Source organism: Chryseobacterium sp. MDT2-18 (assembly GCF_030815285.1).
GTDB lineage: Bacteria > Bacteroidota > Bacteroidia > Flavobacteriales > Weeksellaceae > Kaistella > Kaistella salivictor.
Genome location: NZ_JAUSWQ010000003.1, coordinates 195,762 through 213,270, shown reverse-complemented (window position 1 = coordinate 213,270; position 17,509 = coordinate 195,762). Strand labels below are relative to the sequence as shown.

15 protein-coding genes are annotated in these 17,509 nt (G+C 39.7%); 6 read left to right on the top strand and 9 right to left on the bottom strand.

Annotated features, from left to right (window positions below):
- The first annotated feature begins 50 nt into the window (after nt 1-50).
- Together QF004_RS04865 and QF004_RS04860 are read left to right on the top strand one after the other, a co-directional pair.
- Nucleotides 51-836, top strand: coding sequence for a patatin-like phospholipase family protein (locus tag QF004_RS04865; RefSeq protein ID WP_307423412.1), 786 nt, complete (start codon nt 51-53; stop codon nt 834-836).
- A gap of 190 nt (nt 837-1,026) precedes the next feature.
- Nucleotides 1,027-1,812, top strand: a complete 786-nt coding sequence (locus QF004_RS04860; protein ID WP_307423409.1) for a patatin-like phospholipase family protein — start codon at nt 1,027-1,029, stop codon at nt 1,810-1,812.
- Here the strand turns inward: QF004_RS04860 and QF004_RS04855 are convergent.
- The 8 genes from QF004_RS04855 to QF004_RS04820 form a co-directional block, all read right to left on the bottom strand.
- Nucleotides 1,796-2,149, bottom strand: coding sequence for a diacylglycerol kinase family protein (locus tag QF004_RS04855; RefSeq protein WP_307423406.1), 354 nt, complete (start codon nt 2,147-2,149; stop codon nt 1,796-1,798). The genes QF004_RS04860 and QF004_RS04855 overlap by 17 nt on opposite strands.
- Nucleotides 2,149-3,513: a M20/M25/M40 family metallo-hydrolase gene (locus tag QF004_RS04850; RefSeq protein WP_307423403.1), complete on the bottom strand. Its 1,365-nt coding sequence runs from the start codon at nt 3,511-3,513 to the stop codon at nt 2,149-2,151. Before QF004_RS04850 ends, QF004_RS04855 begins: the two co-directional genes overlap by 1 nt.
- 55 nt (nt 3,514-3,568) lie before the next feature.
- Nucleotides 3,569-4,813 carry a DUF1015 domain-containing protein gene (locus QF004_RS04845; protein ID WP_307423400.1) on the bottom strand — a complete coding sequence of 415 codons (1,245 nt, stop codon included), beginning with the start codon at nt 4,811-4,813 and terminating at the stop codon, nt 3,569-3,571.
- A 3-nt stretch (nt 4,814-4,816) separates the two neighbouring features.
- On the bottom strand, nt 4,817-5,779 hold the full coding sequence (locus QF004_RS04840; RefSeq protein WP_307423397.1) for a D-2-hydroxyacid dehydrogenase: 963 nt from the start codon (nt 5,777-5,779) through the stop codon (nt 4,817-4,819).
- Nucleotides 5,780-6,844, bottom strand: coding sequence for a 3-phosphoserine/phosphohydroxythreonine transaminase (gene serC, locus QF004_RS04835; protein WP_307423393.1), 1,065 nt, complete (start codon nt 6,842-6,844; stop codon nt 5,780-5,782).
- Between the two features lie 100 nt (nt 6,845-6,944).
- Entirely contained in the window at nt 6,945-7,295 is a 351-nt protein-coding gene (locus QF004_RS04830; protein ID WP_133441003.1) for a 4Fe-4S binding protein, read from the bottom strand.
- A gap of 433 nt (nt 7,296-7,728) precedes the next feature.
- Nucleotides 7,729-8,328 (bottom strand): mobile mystery protein B, encoded by a 600-nt coding sequence (locus tag QF004_RS04825; RefSeq protein WP_307423390.1) that lies wholly within the window; start codon nt 8,326-8,328, stop codon nt 7,729-7,731.
- Nucleotides 8,319-8,777 carry a mobile mystery protein A gene (locus QF004_RS04820; RefSeq protein WP_307423388.1) on the bottom strand — a complete coding sequence of 153 codons (459 nt, stop codon included), beginning with the start codon at nt 8,775-8,777 and terminating at the stop codon, nt 8,319-8,321. Before QF004_RS04820 ends, QF004_RS04825 begins: the two co-directional genes overlap by 10 nt.
- Before the next feature lie 766 nt (nt 8,778-9,543).
- Between QF004_RS04820 and QF004_RS04815 the strand changes: the two genes are divergently transcribed.
- On the top strand, nt 9,544-10,578 hold the full coding sequence (locus tag QF004_RS04815; RefSeq protein ID WP_307423384.1) for an acyl-CoA reductase: 1,035 nt from the start codon (nt 9,544-9,546) through the stop codon (nt 10,576-10,578).
- Nucleotides 10,579-10,762: 184 nt separating this feature from the next.
- On the opposite strand, the gene QF004_RS04810 is transcribed toward QF004_RS04815, so the two are convergent.
- Nucleotides 10,763-11,077, bottom strand: a complete 315-nt coding sequence (locus QF004_RS04810) for a DUF4286 family protein (protein ID WP_133441001.1) — start codon at nt 11,075-11,077, stop codon at nt 10,763-10,765.
- A gap of 146 nt (nt 11,078-11,223) precedes the next feature.
- On the opposite strand from QF004_RS04810, the gene gyrA reads away from it, so the two are divergent.
- From gyrA to QF004_RS04795, 3 genes are all read left to right on the top strand, one after another.
- Nucleotides 11,224-13,821 carry a DNA gyrase subunit A gene (gene gyrA / locus QF004_RS04805; RefSeq protein ID WP_307423381.1) on the top strand — a complete coding sequence of 866 codons (2,598 nt, stop codon included), beginning with the start codon at nt 11,224-11,226 and terminating at the stop codon, nt 13,819-13,821.
- Between the two features lie 30 nt (nt 13,822-13,851).
- A complete protein-coding gene (locus tag QF004_RS04800) occupies nt 13,852-15,240 on the top strand; it encodes a hypothetical protein (protein ID WP_307423378.1) in 1,389 nt (462 codons plus the stop codon).
- 476 nt (nt 15,241-15,716) lie between these two features.
- Nucleotides 15,717-17,489 carry an aminopeptidase P family protein gene (locus tag QF004_RS04795; protein WP_307423375.1) on the top strand — a complete coding sequence of 591 codons (1,773 nt, stop codon included), beginning with the start codon at nt 15,717-15,719 and terminating at the stop codon, nt 17,487-17,489.
- Nucleotides 17,490-17,509 lie beyond the last annotated feature (20 nt).

Sequence of the window (17,509 nt, the reverse complement as noted above, 5' to 3'; positions counted from 1 at the left end):
AAAACCGCAACATTAGTTTGCGGTTTTTAATTTTTGACTAACTTTTAGTTATGAAAAAATTCAAACTTGGACTCGTGCTTTCCGGTGGCGGTACAAGAGGAGTTGCACATGCAGGCGCTTTAAAATTTTTGATGGAAAAAGATATTCATCCGGATGTTTTGGCTTGCTGTAGTGCGGGTTCCATTGTTGGTACGCTCTATACAATTGGAAAATCACCCTTGGAAATTTTGGATTTTTTCAAGTCTATTTATTTTTTTAACTGGCATCATTTTGCCTTCAATAAGCCTGGTTTTATCTCGTCTGACGTCTTTTCTGATTATCTGAATCCAGTTTTTGGAGAAATGACTCTTGGTGATTTGGAGGTAGAAGTACAAATTATTGCCACCGAACTTATTTCAGGAAAACAGAAAATTTTTGGGGAGAAGGACAAAATCGTCGATGCTGTAATCGCATCCTGTTCTATTCCCGGAATTACGGTTCCTTATATTGTTGGTGACGAAATGTTCAGTGATGGAGGCGTGCTTAATAACTTTCCGGCAGATATTATTCATCAGGATTGCGAAAAATTAATTGGTGTTTTTGTCTCTCCGTTACAAGACGTGAAAATTAGTGATTTGAATTCCATAAAAGCCGTGACGACAAGAGCTTTTGAATTATTATCACACAAAAATCAAATCCATAAATTTTGTTACTGTGACTGGCTTATCACCTCCAAGAAATTAGCAAATTATGGGATCTTCGAAAGTAATGCAGAGCGTTTAGAGGAGATCTTCGAAATCGGTTACCAGGCAGCAAAAACTTCTTATGATGACAGTATCTTTAAAACAGAAATTTAGAAGATATGTAAATTTTGATGATAGAAAACTCTTCTCATTTTTGATAAACGAAATGTAACGTTGTTTAAAGGATATTTTTTTATTTCAGAACTATTTTTTAATGAAATGAAATACTGAGTTTAGCATCTTAAAATTCGAAAAATTCCGCAAAGTTTCAATGTGGTTTCTTATTTTTGACTAACTTTTTAAAATGGAAAAATATAATTTGGGTTTGGTTCTTTCGGGAGGTGGGACAAAAGGACTTGCTCATGCCGGAGTTCTAAAATTTTTAGCAGAGAAAAATATTACTGCAGATGTTTTGTCATGTTGCAGCGCAGGTTCGATTGTGGGTGCATTACACGGTGTCGGCAAATCGGGCGAAGAAATTCTGGACTTTTTTAAATCGGTCTATTTTTTCAACTGGCGACATTTTGCGTTCAACAAACCGGGACTGGTTTCCTCTAAAATTTTCTCAACGTATTTGTATCCTATTTTCAAGGATATGACCATTGGAGAACTTGATATCAATTTGAAGGTCATTGCTACAGAACTGGTTTCCGGTGAGCAAAAAATATTTGAAGGCAAAGACAAAATCGTGGACGCAGTAATTGCCTCCTGTTCAATTCCCGGAATTACAGTTCCTTATATTGTTGGTAATGAAATGTTTAGTGACGGCGGAGTTTTGAATAATTTCCCCGCAGACATTATTCATCAGGATTGTGAAAAACTGATCGGTGTTTATGTTTCGCCACCGCAAGATGTTGAAATTGGGGATCTTAACAGTATAAAATCGGTGACGACGAGAGCTTACGAATTAATGTCACACCGTACAGAAATCCATAAATTTTCCTATTGTGACTGGATCATTACGTCCAAAAAATTAGCTAATTACGGAACTTTCGAAAGAAATGCGAGCCGTTTGGAAGAGATTTTTGAAATCGGTTATCAGGCAGCGAAAATGTCTTACGATGACAGCATTTTCAAAGAAGATATTTAGTGTAAATTAAAACCCCGACTATTGCAGAAGCGATTGCCATTAAGAATACAGATCCTGCTGCAATGTCTTTAATGATTTTAATGCGTTCATCATACTCAGGTTGAATTATATCGCAGATTTTTTCTACACACGTATTCAGAATTTCTAAACTTAAAACCGAGAATGAAACCACTAAAATGATAGTCGCTTCAAACTCGGTTACTTTTAAATAAACGATTAAAAAAAGATTGATAAGCAACGCCAAAACTTCGATCTGAAAATTACGTTCAGATTTCAGCATCCAGATGACTCCTTTGATGGCGTTCCAAAAACTTCTGTGAATCGGAGGTTTTCTCATTACCAGTTTTTATCGACCATGTAAATTAACTGTCCCATTGCAGACGCTCCTAATAATAATTCTCTGCGATTTACTTTGTCAAAAGTATCTTCATCGGAATGGTGAATTTCAAAATATCTTTGAGAATCTGGAATGAGTTCTGCTAAAGGAACGCCCAAAGGTTCCATCGGCTCGATATCGGTTCCTGCATATTGAACTTCGAAATTATGAACTCCATACGGCAAGAAAAGGTTTCTCCAGGATTGTACTTGTTGGCGTTTTTCAGGAGTCATTACCAAACCAAAACCACGGGGTGTAAAACCGCCACCATCACTTTCGACAGCAAAAATATGTTTTTCGTTATTTTTCTTAATGTTGGTTGCGTACTGATTTCCACCTCGTACGCCGTTTTCCTCATTGGCAAAACAAACGACCCGAATCGTATGGTTGTTATTAATTCCTAACTTTTTGAAAGTTCTCAGTACTTCGATACTTTGAACAATTCCGGCACCGTCGTCCTGCGCGCCTTCACCCACATCCCAGGAATCGAGATGTCCACCGACTACAATCACACTTTTGTCTTTATTGCCGGTGATTTCTCCAATCACACTATACGAAAGTTTTTCACCTTTCATGGTTGCGTTAGAATTTAATCTGGCAAATACTTTTTGGGATTTCAAAGTTTTTTCCAATTCATCAGCGCTTTTCGGACCAATCGCTACTGCCGGGATTTTTGCTTTATCATCTTCGTCATAACGCATCATTCCGGTATGTGGAACATCATCTAAAGCTGAAGAGAGCGAACGGATAATGACTGCTTTTGCGCCTCTTTTTCCGGCCCAGGAAGCGGCGCTTCTGCGGTATTTGTTAGCATCATCATAAGCCTGCCCGGTAGAAATGAATTTTTGGTTAAAGGCATAATTAAAGAAGATGATTTTTCCGTTTATGGCTGCATCAGGAAGTTTGTCAAAATCCTCTTTATTCTTAACAAAGACCATTTCGGCTTCTACGTCTTTTCCTTTCGTTCCCTCAGAATTCCCTAATGAAAGCATTCTCAGGGTTTTCCAGTGGCCGTTTCCTTCTTTTATCTGAAGAGATTCTTTGCCTCTTTCCCAAACCGGAACCATCACTTCTTCTTTCCAGACTTTATCTGCGCCGGCTGCTTTTAATTTTTGAACCGCCCAGTCTGCCGCCTTTTCATAAGCAGCGGAACCGCTCAAACGTTGACCGATATTTTGGGTTAACTCCCGTAAATTTTCGTACGCAGTTCCATTTACAAGTATTTCATCGGAAATGTTTTTGAACTGGACAGAATCGGTGGATTGCTGAGCAAATAAAAATCCGCCCAAAAAGAGCGGAAGTATTTTTATAATCGAATATTTCATAGGTTTCACAATTGATAGACCCAAATTTAAAAAAAATTAATAACAAAAAGTAAATTTACTGCTTCATATCGTACATTATTAATGCAGTTACCAGTTTCGGCTCGATATAAGTACATTTGGGCGGCATGATTATTTTGTTATCGGAAACCTTTAATAAATCATTAAAACTGACAGGATAAATTCCGAATCCTACTTTAAAGTCGCCGGAATCAACCTTTGCTTTGATGGTCTTAATTCCTTCGATATCCGAACTTCCTTTGATATAGGTTATTTTTTCGGTTGTTTTCGGATCATCGATTCCTAAAATATCTTTAAAAATATATTCTTCCAATAAATAATGGTCGAGATCATTCATCTCACCCTGTTGCTTCCTTAAATCATGATGAACGTGAAGCGAATAAAATTTTCCGCCCAGATACATCGAGATGTGGAATTTCTGAGAAGGGTAGTACGGTTCTTCTCCTTTTTCATGAATTCGGAAATTTTTCTCAATTTTCTGGAGGAATTCTTTTTCATTCAATCCGTTCAAATCACTCAAAAGCCGGTTGTAATCATGAATCTTGATCGACTGGTTGGAAACAACGAAACTGAAGACGTAATTATAATGTTCTGTTCCGGTATGTTTTTTATTTTTTTTCTTTTGATTTTCTGCATTCAGTGCGGTGGATCCGATTCTGTGGTGGCCATCGGCGATATAAAAGGAGTCAATCTGCTCCAGAACTTCTTTAAACTGAAGCATTTTCAGGCGGTTATCAATCTTCCAGGCCTTATGTCTGATGCCGTTGTCATCTAAATAATTAAGGATAGGTACATTTTTTTCCTCATGGTTCATGAGCATTTCCACTTTCGGGTTTGCCAGATAAGTAAGCAAAACGGGTTCTGCCTGTACATTGACTTTATCCAGATAATAAGCCAGTTTTTCTTTTCTGTAGGTAAGCGTAGATTCGTGTTTTTTTATTTTTCCATTCCGAAAGTCTTCGACACTGACCAAACCTAAAAGTCCGCGGAATATGGTTTTATTAGGCAAGATCTGTTCATACAAATAATAGGACGAGTGATCCTGCACTAATTTTCGGTCAGCCAAAAGCTCTTCGAAATTGGTTCTGATTTTTCGAAGGTTCCGGTCGATATCTTTTGATTTGCTCACCACGTAGGGTTTAACCATCTGGATGTAGGACGAATCCACTTGAGATTTTTTATTAATTTCCTCCTGGGAGTAATTATCCAACGGGTGGGTTGGGAAAATATCTACGTAATCTTCGGTTGGTCTGATTCCCCGAAATGGTTTAAATATAGGCATATACTACTGTAGTTTCTTTTTAATTTCAATAATCTGTTCCGCAAGTTCTTTACCAATTTTCTGTTGGGCATCTTGTGTATTTCCACCTAAATGGGGTGAAAGAGACAAATTAGGATTCATTAAAAGGGCAAGTTCAGGGGTAGGTTCATTTTCAAACACATCCAGAGCTGCTCCGGCGACTTTTCCGTTTTCGATGGCCTCCAGCAAGGTAACTTCGTTGATCACGCCTCCTCTTGCGGTGTTAACGATAAAAACGCCGTCTTTCATTTTTTCGAACTGCGGTGCATCCAAAAGATAGCCGGCCGTTTTTGGGGTGTTAACGGTGAGGAAATCCAAACCGGACAGGAACTGATCCATGTCATTTTCAGTGGAAATTTCAAAATGCAGTTGCTGCCCATCAAAAAAGTCTAAAGTAACTTTTTCGGTTTTCGGTTTTCTTGTGAGCACTTTTACTTTCATTCCTAAAGAGATTCCGATTTTCACGACTTCTTTTCCGATACTGCCAAAACCGATCACTCCTAAAGTTTTCCCTTCTAATTCCACCGCACTTGAAAAAGATTTTTTCAACGCTTTGAAATGGGTTTCCCCTTCCAGCGGCATCAGTCTATTGGATTCATGCAGAAATCTTGCCAACGAAAAGAAGTGGGCAAAAACCATTTCGGCTACCGAACGGGAGGATGCTTTCGGTGTATTGATAATATAAATTCCTTTTTCAATCGCATGCTCTACGTCGATATTGTCCATACCTACGCCGCCGCGACCGATGATTTTCAAACCGGGACAGGCATCGATTAGATCAGCTTTCACTTTTGTGGCACTTCGGACTAAGAGCACGTCTACCTTGTTTTCATTAATGAAACTGATAAGATGTTCCTGTGAAACTTTTGTTTCCAGAATTTCGATTCCTGCGTCTTTCAGCAGTTGTTCTCCGGCTTTTGAAATGCCGTCATTAGCAAGAACTATCATTTATTTTAAATTTTGCATTACATCAACTAAAACCTGAACACTTTCAATGGGCAACGCGTTGTACAGACTCGCACGGTAACCTCCTAAACTCCTATGGCCATTCAAACCATTGATTCCTGCAGCTTTCCAGGCGTTATCGAATTCTTCTTTTTTAGACTCATCCAATAATTTAAAAGAGACATTCATCAATGAACGGTCTTCTTTCACACAGAAGGTTTCGAATAATGGATTGCGGTCGATTTCAGCATATAATAATTTCGCTTTTGCTTCATTTCTAATTTCTGCGGCAGCGATTCCACCATGGTTTTCTAAATGCTGCAATGTTAAAAGCGAAGCATAAACCGGGAAAACGGGCGGTGTATTGTACATGGATTCTTTGGCAATGTGTAAAGAGTAATCCAACATTGAAGGAATATCTCTTCCCGTTTTGCCTAAGATTTCTTTTTTTACCACAACCAGAGTTGTTCCTGCAGGACCCATGTTTTTCTGAGCGCCGGCATAGATTAAATCAAACTGGGAGAAATCAATCACTCTGGAGAAAATATCAGAACTCATATCGCAAACCATCAGCGTATCCACTTTCGGGAATGTTCTCATTTGGGTTCCGTAAATCGTATTGTTAGAAGTGCAGTGAAAATAATCGTATTCGCTTCCGACGGTATAATCTTTCGGGATGAAAGAATAATTTTCTGCTTTAGAAGAACCGACAATATCAACGGTGCCTAATTTTTTCGCTTCCTTAATCGCTCCTGCAGCCCAGGTTCCGGTATCTAAATAAGCAGCTTTTCCGTTTTCGGATTTCATTAAATTAAAGGGAACCATTGCAAACTGCAAACTCGCGCCACCACCTAAATATAAAACTTCGTAGTCGTCGCCGAGTTTCATCAGTCTTTTTACAATCGCTCTGGCTTCGTCCATTACGGCTACGAAATCCTTGCTGCGGTGAGATATTTCTAAAATCGACAGTCCGCTTCCATTAAAATCGAGAATTGCTTCGGCAGATTTCTGAAAAACTTCCTGCGGTAAAATGCATGGTCCTGCACTGAAGTTGTGTATTTTGCTCATACTTTTTGGTTTTTATAAGAACTGGTCGCTGATATTCCTGAAATTCGAATAAATTAGAAATGTTATAAAAAAAACGCCCACGGTTTGTGAGCGAATTTACTTATTCTCCGTGTAAAAAGGCTTTTTTCTCGAGCAAACTTTCCTCAGATTCCACATGGTCTTCATCTGGAATACAGCAGTCTACCGGGCATACAGCCGCGCACTGCGGTTCTTCATGAAAGCCGATACATTCGGTACATTTATCGGTGACAATGAAATACACATCGTCGCTTACGGGTTCTTGCGGGTCATCAGCATCCACAGCCAAGCCTGATTTCAAAACTACTTTACCTTTCAGGGCAGTTCCATCTGATGCTTTCCAGTCTACTGCTCCTTCATAGATCGCGTTGTTGGGACATTCCGGCTCACAAGCGCCACAATTAATACATTCGTCGGTTATTTTAATAGCCATTGCTACTTTATTTTTTAAATTTGTACAAAGATAAAGAATTTTCTCTGTATTGTCCAGCTTTTCGCTCAAATAGTGATGGATAGGACATTGATTTTTTTCGATCATTCAATTAAAAGTAATTGAAAGCATGCGAATTAAGAGCTTGTTATATCACTTGTTGACCTTTTAACTGCAAACTTTCAAAAAATTATCTTTGGAGTGATGAGAAATGAAATTTGTCCTTTTGTCTCTGATTCTGTAATTCGTGAATTCAATCCCGAAATCGGACGCGGCCGCAGCGCCCATTACCAGTTGGAATTAGACGGGTAAAACCATAACAAATAACAGAAAGGCAATGATACGCACCTCTCAACAGCTAAACCGTTGTTGCCCCGTATCCCGCCAGCTGCATTCCGTTCAGGGCAATAGAATTTCGCTGTGGTGAATGTAGAATTTAGGTTCGGGCAAACTTTAGCAAGAGCGTGTAATCGTGCAAGTCACCCTTTTTAACAGCCTGCAGATATTGTTTCCGCGCTTCCCCATCTTTAGAAAGATTGCCCCACGATCCCCAGGTGAATACAGGTAAACCAAATATTTTTTCAATAATAAGATCTGCCATGAGGCGGCTGTGTCTGCCGTTTCCATTCGCAAAACAGTGAATGCTTACCAGTCGGTGTTTGAAGCGCAGCGCAATCTCTTCTGGCGGATAGGTGTGGTGTTCAATCCAAAAAAGCGCATCATCCAGCAGATTTTTAACTTCGGTAGGAATTTGCCACCGGTCAACACCAATATTCTTGTTCGTTTTTCTGAATTCACCGGCCCATTTCCATACATTTCCATACATTCTTTTATGCAGGGCTTTAATGAATTTTTCGGTGAATAAATCCTGGGCCTTTAATTTTCGTGTGAGGGTCCAGAACACAGCTTCTTCAATGTTTTGCTGCTCAAATTCATCAAGCTCTTCCCTGATCGCAATGGTGGGAATAAGCAGACCTTCCTTTTCTTCCTCCTCAAGAGGCGTTTGTCCGTCGATGTACTGAAGATTTAATCCCACAGTATTTTAGGCATTTCTTTAATGATTGCTTCAGTTCTTTCTTCAATGGCTTTGACAAGGCGTTCCTGACTATTTTCCTGGTCTTCCAGTTTCATTGTGTTGGAAGAGCGGAGAACAACATCCTTAGCCAATTCCCTGGCTTTTCTTTCAATCAGATGATCCAGAGATCCGTCTTTGGGAATAAAACCGTAAACCAACCGCAAATCCATAGCGTTCCCTGCTTCGCGAAGGGATTTCAACGTAATCGATTCCTCCTGTTCTCTTCGCTCCAGATCCTGAACAGCCTGTTTAGATACCGACAGTTTTTCCCCCAGCTGTTGCATTGACATTCCGAGAGAAGTTCTGATCGCCTTGATCCACCCGGTAGGGGGCATAGCCACATGCTCAACAGCAGAAAATTGATTTAATTTGTGAGTAATCTGTTGAAGCTGTAATGATTTTTTTCTCATTTTATAAAGTGATAGTTGGACTTTAATACAACAAAAGTAAAACTATATATTGACTTAAACAAATAAAAAGTAAAGCTATACTATGACATCTATATGAATAAAGTAAACCTATGGTTTGACAGAATAAAAACTGACGCAAAACAAGATTTTGATAATAAGCAAATACAAACGATAACAACTACTCGTTTTAAACTCATTGGATTATCGGCAGAGTTTTGGTTGGTGAGCGTTAAATCGTCAAAGAAGGATTCAGTCAGGAGACCAAGGAAATACGCTTTATGACCTCGACGCACCTCGAGGTGTCTCTCAGCAGCAGATGCGCGGGCATGAAGCGGAAAGCCGCCTTCCCGCTGGTCTTTTGCTGCAGTCCGGACTTATGAGTTTGGTTATGTTTTACAAGTTGAGCCATCTGGAGCCATGATCACGGTTCTACAGGAAAGAAAAAACCTTTTAGACTTTCCGCTCGCCGATTAGCCTGTGTGATTTTACCGTCCAGAGAATGTCTGAATGAATTATTACTGAAAAATGGCACGGGAAAACCATCAAGTAATTATTATTGCACTTGTTTGCAGTACTTTCAACAAATAAGTAACTTTGCAAAAGCAAACAATAAAGGAATATATAAGTTTATCTGGGAATTTTAAAAAGTGGTACCCGTGTCGTAGCGCAGAAAGTAAGGGAGCAAGAAAAGTCCCTGCTGGAATACGGTTCCGAAGAAATTTATTGCTTTGTGCAAATTGCTGAAAATACCTCAATTATCCATACAATGAACATAGAAAAGCAAATTTCGGGACTGTGTAAACTAAGTACTTATATTAAAGAGTTTTTACACAAAAATCCCGCTGATTTTAATGAAGAAGACGAACGGTTTTCTGCGGTTTTGAGAAGGTCTCAAATTGAGAATTCATGGTTTACCATTGAAAATCAAAAATTTGCCTTGAAGCAATGGGCGGATTTACTGACCGAAACTCAGCTGAAAAAATGGCTTGCCGGATATCAAGTTGCCAAAACGCCTAAAAAGGTAGGACTGATTTTAGCGGGAAATATCCCGTTGGTGGGATTTCACGATGTGATTTCAGTGATTTTAAGTCAGCATGTTCCCGTTATTAAACTGTCGTCAAAAGACAAAACAATGCTGCCTTTTCTGCTCGGCAAATGGAATGAATTTTCCGATGGAAAGATTCAATACGAATTTGCGGAGCGGTTGACTGATTTTGATGCCGTTATTGCCACAGGAAGTAATAATACCGCAAGATATCTGGAGTATTATTTTAAAGATTCATTAAGTATTATCCGTAAAAACCGAACGTCGGTCGCGGTCTTAAAAGGAGATGAAACCATAGAAGAACTGCAGCTTTTGGCAGAAGATATTTTCAGGTATTTTGGGTTGGGTTGTCGGAATGTTACGCGGCTTTTTATTCCTCAGGATTTTTTAATCGACAAAATATTTGAAAATTTCCTTCATTTTAAAGAAGTCATTAATCATAACAAATACGCCAATAATTATGAGTACAACCGTGCGGTTTATCTGTTGAATGCGGAGCGCTTTTGGGATAATAATTTCGTGATGCTCAAGGAAGACGAAGCGTTATTCTCGCCACTTTCTGTGCTGAATTTCAGCCGGTACAGCGACATTGAAGAAGTGAAAAGTTTCATTGCTGAAAATGAATCCAGTATTCAGGCGATTGTTGCAAAACCGGAATTGGGTCTCGACTCCATTAACTTTGGTGAAGCTCAGAATCCCGGCTTGGCTACTTATGCCGACAAGGTCGATACGATGAGGTTTCTGGAAGTGATTTAGAGCCTGTTTAAATGTGTTTTAAAAACCACAAAAGTCACAAAAGCTACCGTCTTTTTTAAGTTTTTCAAAAGATTAAAAAAGGAAAGCGGTCTGGAAAGTTACTTTTACCGTTTTTTTTTAAATTTTCTTTTGTGACTTTGCGCTTTAAATATTTTTTATCATTTATGAACAGGATCTTCAAGGATTAAAATCTCGACTTTTTCGGATTCAGATACGTTTTGAAAATCATCACATTTTGGCCAAATTCTTTAAGAATCCGGTCGGTAATATTTATTAATTCGATTTCGACGAAATCCTGGCGTTTTTCCTCATTTTCAAAAATCAAAAGCAGGTTCGTGTTTTTACCCTCCGAGATCATTTCAGTTTCAACTTCTGAGAGGATGTATTTTTCTGCATCGATTAGGTTTTCGACCATTTGATGAAGATTGTTTTCCAGGTAGTGATCCCATTCTTTACTGATGGTTTCGGTGGTATGAAAAGTGATGCTTAAAACACTCATTTTTTTAACTTTTTTTATGATTTTCTAAGGAAATTATAGCGCAAAAATCGGTAATTTTTTCGTACTTTAGCACGTTATTAAAATCAGAATTGTAAGAAAGATCAAGTATAGCTATAACTGCTTGATTTTCATTTTATTAAAATACTATGCATACAGAAGGAGAAAGGTTAATTCCTATCAACATTGTTGATGAAATGAAATCCTCTTATATCGATTATTCGATGTCGGTAATTGTTTCCAGAGCGTTACCCGATGTAAGAGATGGTCTTAAGCCCGTACACAGAAGAGTTCTTTACGGAATGTACGGATTGAACGTTTTTTCAAACAGAAAACATTTAAAATCAGCGAGAATCGTAGGAGATGTCCTCGGTAAGTATCACCCACATGGTGATACCTCTGTTTATGATGCGATGGTAAGAATGGCGCAGCCGTGGAGTTTGCGTTATCCCCAAGTCGACGGGCAGGGTAACTTTGGTTCTGTAGATGGCGATCCGCCCGCAGCAATGCGTTATACGGAAGCAAGACTGAAAAAGATTTCTGATGAAATATTAGCAGACCTTGATAAAGATACGGTTGATTTTCAAAATAACTTCGATGATTCCATGACGGAACCAACCGTGATGCCAACGAAAATTCCGAACCTTTTGGTGAACGGAACTTCGGGGATCGCAGTAGGGATGGCTACCAACATGGCACCCCATAATCTTACGGAATCGATTGACGCCATCTGTGCTTATATCGATAATCCGGAAATCACCATCGATGAGTTGATGAAACACATCATCGCTCCCGATTTCCCGACGGGTGGGATCATTTATGGCTATGACGGCGTACGGGATGCATTACATACCGGACGTGGCCGGGTGGTTCTCCGTGCAAAAGTAGGTTTTGAAGAAATTGGAAACAGAAATGCCATCATTGTTACCGAAATACCTTACCAGGTGAATAAAGCGGACATGATTGCCAGAACAGCAGAGCTTGTTAAGGATGAGAAGATTCCGGGAATCTATGAAATCCGTGATGAATCTGACCGACAGGGAATGCGCGTAGTTTATGAACTTAAAAATGACGCGATACCGAATGTAGTATTGAATATGCTTTATAAATATACAGCGTTACAAACTTCATTCAGCGTGAATAATATTGCCTTGGTTAAAGGGCGCCCGGTTCAGTTAAATGTGAAGGATTTAATTCTTCATTTCGTAGAACACAGACACGAAGTAATTGTCCGCAGAACGAAATATGATTTAAGAAAAGCCAGAGAAAGAGCTCATATTCTTGAAGGTTTCATGAAAGTGATCGGGACTCAGGATGACCTGGATAAAGCAATCGCGATTATCCGTCACAGTTCAAATCCTGCGGAGGCGAAAGACGGGTTGATGAAAGAATTTGATCTTTCTGAACTTCAGGCGCAGGCGATCCTGGATTTAAGACTCGCCCGTTTAACCGGAATGGAACTCGACAAAATCCGTGCGGAATATGACGAGATCATGGCTTTAATCAATGATTTGGAAGATATCCTGGCAAATGAACCTAGAAGATATCAGATCATCAGAGAAGAGATGGTAGATATGAAAGAAAAGTATGGCGACGAAAGACGTACGGAAATTGATTATTCAGGAGGCGAAATGTCGATTGAAGATTTAATTCCAGACGAAAAAGTAGTGCTTACGATTTCTCATGCAGGCTATATCAAAAGAACTTCGCTTTCAGAATACAAAGTTCAGAGCCGTGGTGGCGTAGGAAACCGTGCAGCAACAACCAGGGATGAAGACTTCCTGGAATATATTGTAGCGGCGACCAACCACCAGTACATGCTCTTCTTTACCGAAAAAGGAAAATGTTTCTGGCTGAGGGTATTTGAAATACCGGAAGGTTCTAAAATTTCCAAAGGCAGAGCGGTTCAGAATTTAATAAATATCGAACCCGATGACAAGATCAAAGCCTACATCAGAACCAATGATTTGAAGGATTTGGATTATGTAAACCAAATGAACGTCGTGATGATTACCAAAAACGGAACCATCAAGAAAACTTCATTGGAAGCCTATTCAAGGCCAAGAACCAATGGAGTGAATGCGATCGAAATCAGAGAAAACGACCAGCTTTTAGGAGCAAGACTGACGAACGGAAGTTCCGAAATCATGATTGCTACTAAAAACGGTAAGTGTATCCGCTTCCCTGAAGAAAAAGCCAGAGCGGTAGGGCGCGGTTCCATCGGAGTGCGCGGTATTACTTTGGATGAAGGGGATGAGGTGATTGGAATGATTGTTGTGAACGATGTGCAGAATGAATCTGTTTTAGTGGTTTCTGAAAAAGGTTACGGAAAACGTACAGCGGTAGAAGACTATCGGGTAACCAACCGTGGCGGTAAAGGAGTAATTACATTAAATATTACCGAGAAAACCGGAAATCTTATCGCTATTCAAATGGTAACTGACGAGGATGGTTTGATGATCATCAACAAATCAGGCGTTGCCATTAGAATGGGAATGGATGAGATGAGGATTATGGGTAGAAATACGCAGGGAGTAAAAGTGATCAACCTGAAAAAAAATGACGAAATTGCGGCCATCGCGAAAGTGGAAATGGACAAAGAAGTCATCGTTGAAGAAGAGGAATTAACCGAAGGCGCAGAAGGACAGGAGGAAACTCCATTGACTGGAACCCCGACGGTTGAGTCAGAAAACAGTCAGACAGAAGAAAACAATCAGTCAGAAGGCCAAGAGGAATCTGCAGAATAATAAATCAACCAAATTTTTAATTAAAATAAAATGAAAAAAATATTTTTAAGCGCAGCAATGCTAACCGTTGCATTCGCATTTGGACAAAAAAAGGAAATCGCAGCTGCGGTTAAAGCCATCGACGCCGGAGATGTTGCCACCACCAATGCGCAGCTCGCACAGGCGGAAAGTGCTATGGGGAATAAAACCTATCTCCTGGAACCGGCTGTTTTGGAACAGTATTATTATGCTAAAGGACTGTCGCTTTTAAAAGCAGGAAAGACTGCGCAGGGAGCTTCTTATTTGGCGAAAATTAATGATTTGTCCAAAAATAAAATCTATGTCGGAAAAGACTCCTCGAAAAACAAAGTTTATTATGTGGGGAAAACAGCGGCTGACGAATCAGGCGTTCAGGGTTTGAAGGAAGAGACTTACAGTCCCACTTTAACCAATAAACTGGCGGGATCGATCAATCCCGTTGTGGAATCCGCAAATAAAGCAGCTTTAGAAGCTTATAATGCAAAAAAATATGCTGAAGCCGCACCAAAATTTCAGGAGGTGTATGACTTACTGAAAGCTGCCGGACAGGATAACAAAAAATACCTGTATTATTCAGGGCTCACTTACGCGTTGGCAGACAAGAAAAAAGAAGCCACTGAGGTTTATATGGAGTTGATTAATTCCGGATTCACGGGAGTTGAAACCACTTACACTGCAAAAAATAAAAAAAGCAATGAAGTTGAAAATCTGGAAAAAACAACTTGGGAACTGTATAAAAAGATGGGAGCCACAGGAGATTATTCTGATTTTAAAACCGAAACTTCTAAAAGTTTAGAGCAGGAACTGTACGAAACGACCGCAGCCTTGCTTATCGATACCGACCAATCAGAACAGGCATTATCGTTAATTGAAAAAGGACTGAAAAAATTCCCGATGAGTTCTAAATTATCTGAACTTCAGGGAACTGCTTATTTTAAGTCAGGAAAAACCAATGAATTTGTAGCAAGTTTAAAAGCGCAATTGGCGAAGAATCCCAATGACGCGACCAGCTGGTATAATTTAGGAGTTATTCAAAGTAAAGACCCTGCCGCTCAGGTAGATGCCGCTGCGTCTTATAAAAAAGCAGTAGAAATCAATCCGAACTTTGCACAGGCCTGGCAAAATCTTACCTACTTAACGATGGGTGACGATGCCAAATCAGTAGATGATTATAACACAGCGCGGAAAGCAGGTAAAATTGAAGAAGCCAATAAAATCATCGAAGCAAGAAGAGTGAGGCTGGCAGCAACTTTACCTTATGCAGAAAAATGGTATCAGACCGATCCCGAAAATTTAGATGCGGTAAGTTTATTGAAAGGATTATATTTATCCACTAAAAACGAAACGAAACAACAGGAATTTAAAGCAAAAGAAGCTGCCATGAAAGCGGCTAAAAAATAAGATCTTTCAAACAGATTCATTAAAGTATACCGGATTCATTTCCGGTATACTTTTTTTTTGGTTAGAAAAATAATTTTCTGGAGCACCAGACTTATTTTTTCTCCAGAAAATCAGTCCCTCTTTTTCCCGTCTTAAAACAAGACCGTTTCAATCAGGGCCAAAATGAAGGGTGTTTTTATAGCTGTAAAGAAAATGAATTTTACAAAAAATAGTATGATCTGTGAAAAAAATCAGTGCCATTTGTATTTTGATACAACTCAAAGATTGAGTGCTGTTCTTTAAAAGTGAATCACTAATGAACTACTTTAAATTCCAGAGATTAGGCACCGATATATTAGAAATAGCATCCAATTGAGATGAAGTGGTACCTTTCACGAGGTTAAATTTTGAATAAAATCAATTTTTATTAAAATTTTAAGACCCTTCTTTTTCCAGACCCTTAAATTCTTTGTAAATTCACGTCAAATTTAGATCTTATGACCTCATCAGAAAAAATAGTGGCCCTTCGCCAAAAAATGTCAGAAAATAATATCGATGCTTTTATTATCTATTCTGCGGATCCTCACATGAGTGAATATTTACCTGCGGAATGGCAGGAAAGAAGCTGGCTTTCGGGCTTCACCGGATCAGCGGGCTTCGTGGTTATTACCCACAGTAAAGCCGGTTTATGGACCGACGGAAGATATTTTGTACAGGCGCCCATAGAATTACAAGGTTCCGGAATTGAGCTTTTCAAAGAAGGAATGGAGGGCACGCCAAATTATATCGACTGGATTAATTCTGAGATCCCGGAAAACGGAACTGTTGCCGTCAATGCCATCGCAACTTCTCATGCAAACTGGGAACTGCTTTCTGAAAAATTAGCCGCAAAAGGAAATAAACTGGTGGATTTGCCTTTGCTGAAAGACATTTGGACCAACAGAAATCCGGACGCTAAAAAGAATCCCATTTTTGTACAGCCCGTTGAAAGAGCCGGAAAATCGGTCACCGACAAATTGGTCGACATCCGTAATAAGATGCAGGAACTGGGCGCTTCGGTGCACGTGATTTCCAGTTTAGATGATGTGGCCTGGACTTTAAATTTAAGAGGAAGCGATGTAGAATCCAATCCGGTCTTTTTGGGATATATTATTCTGACGAAAAATGAAGCAAAACTTTACGTTGATTTAGAAAAATTAGAGGTGGAATCCAGAAAGCAACTGGATGATGCCTGTGTGAAGATGCTTCCTTATGAAGAGTTTTACAACGATTTGAAAAATATCAGCGACGAACAGATCCTGGTTTCGCCCAACAGCAATCAACTGATTTTCGAAGCTTTAAAAAACAATAATACTTTTATTAAAGCACCCGTTCCTGGAAATTTAATGAAAGCCATTAAAAATGAAACCGAACTCCAGGGTTTCAGAACTGTGATGCAGCGAGATGGAGTAGCGATGGTGAAATTCCTTTACTGGCTGACTCACCAAGCCGGAAAAGAACCGATGACCGAATATTCAATCGGTGAAAAACTGAGAGGATTCCGGGCGGAAGGGAAAAACTTCGTCGGTGAAAGTTTCGGCAGTATCGTGGGTTATCAGGAAAATGGTGCCATCATGCATTATTCTGCAAAAAGCGAAGGCAGCAAAGCAGTTACGAATGAGGCTACGATTCTCGTGGATTCCGGTGGACAATATCTGGAAGGAACCACTGATATCACCCGAACTTTGGCGCTGGGGACAGCTTCGGATGAATTCAGGCACAACTGCACTTTGGCGTTAAAAGGATTGATCCAGCTTTCGATGGTTAAATTTCCGAAAGGAACCCGCGGTGTTCATCTTGATGCTTTTGCCAGAATGGCGCTTTGGCAGGAAGGGAAAGATTACAACCACGGAACCGGACATGGCGTAGGCAGTTTTATGAATGTTCACGAAGGTCCGCAAAACATCCGGAAAGACATGAACCCGCAGGAACTGATTCCGGGAATGGTTTTGTCGAATGAACCCGGCTTCTATTACGATTACCATTACGGAATCCGTCATGAAAACCTTATCGCTGTAAAAGAAGTGGAAACCACAGATTTCGGGACGTTCTATGAATTTGAAACCTTAACCATCTGTCCGTTCGACAAAAACGTGATTGCCACGGAATTATTAACTGATCCCGAAAGAAACTGGCTCAACAGATACCATGACTGGTGCAGGGAAAAATTAGAAAATGATTTGGAAGGCGAAATTAAATCATGGTTTTTGGAACAGGTAAAACCGCTATAAAAAAAGGTGCAGATTTTAAA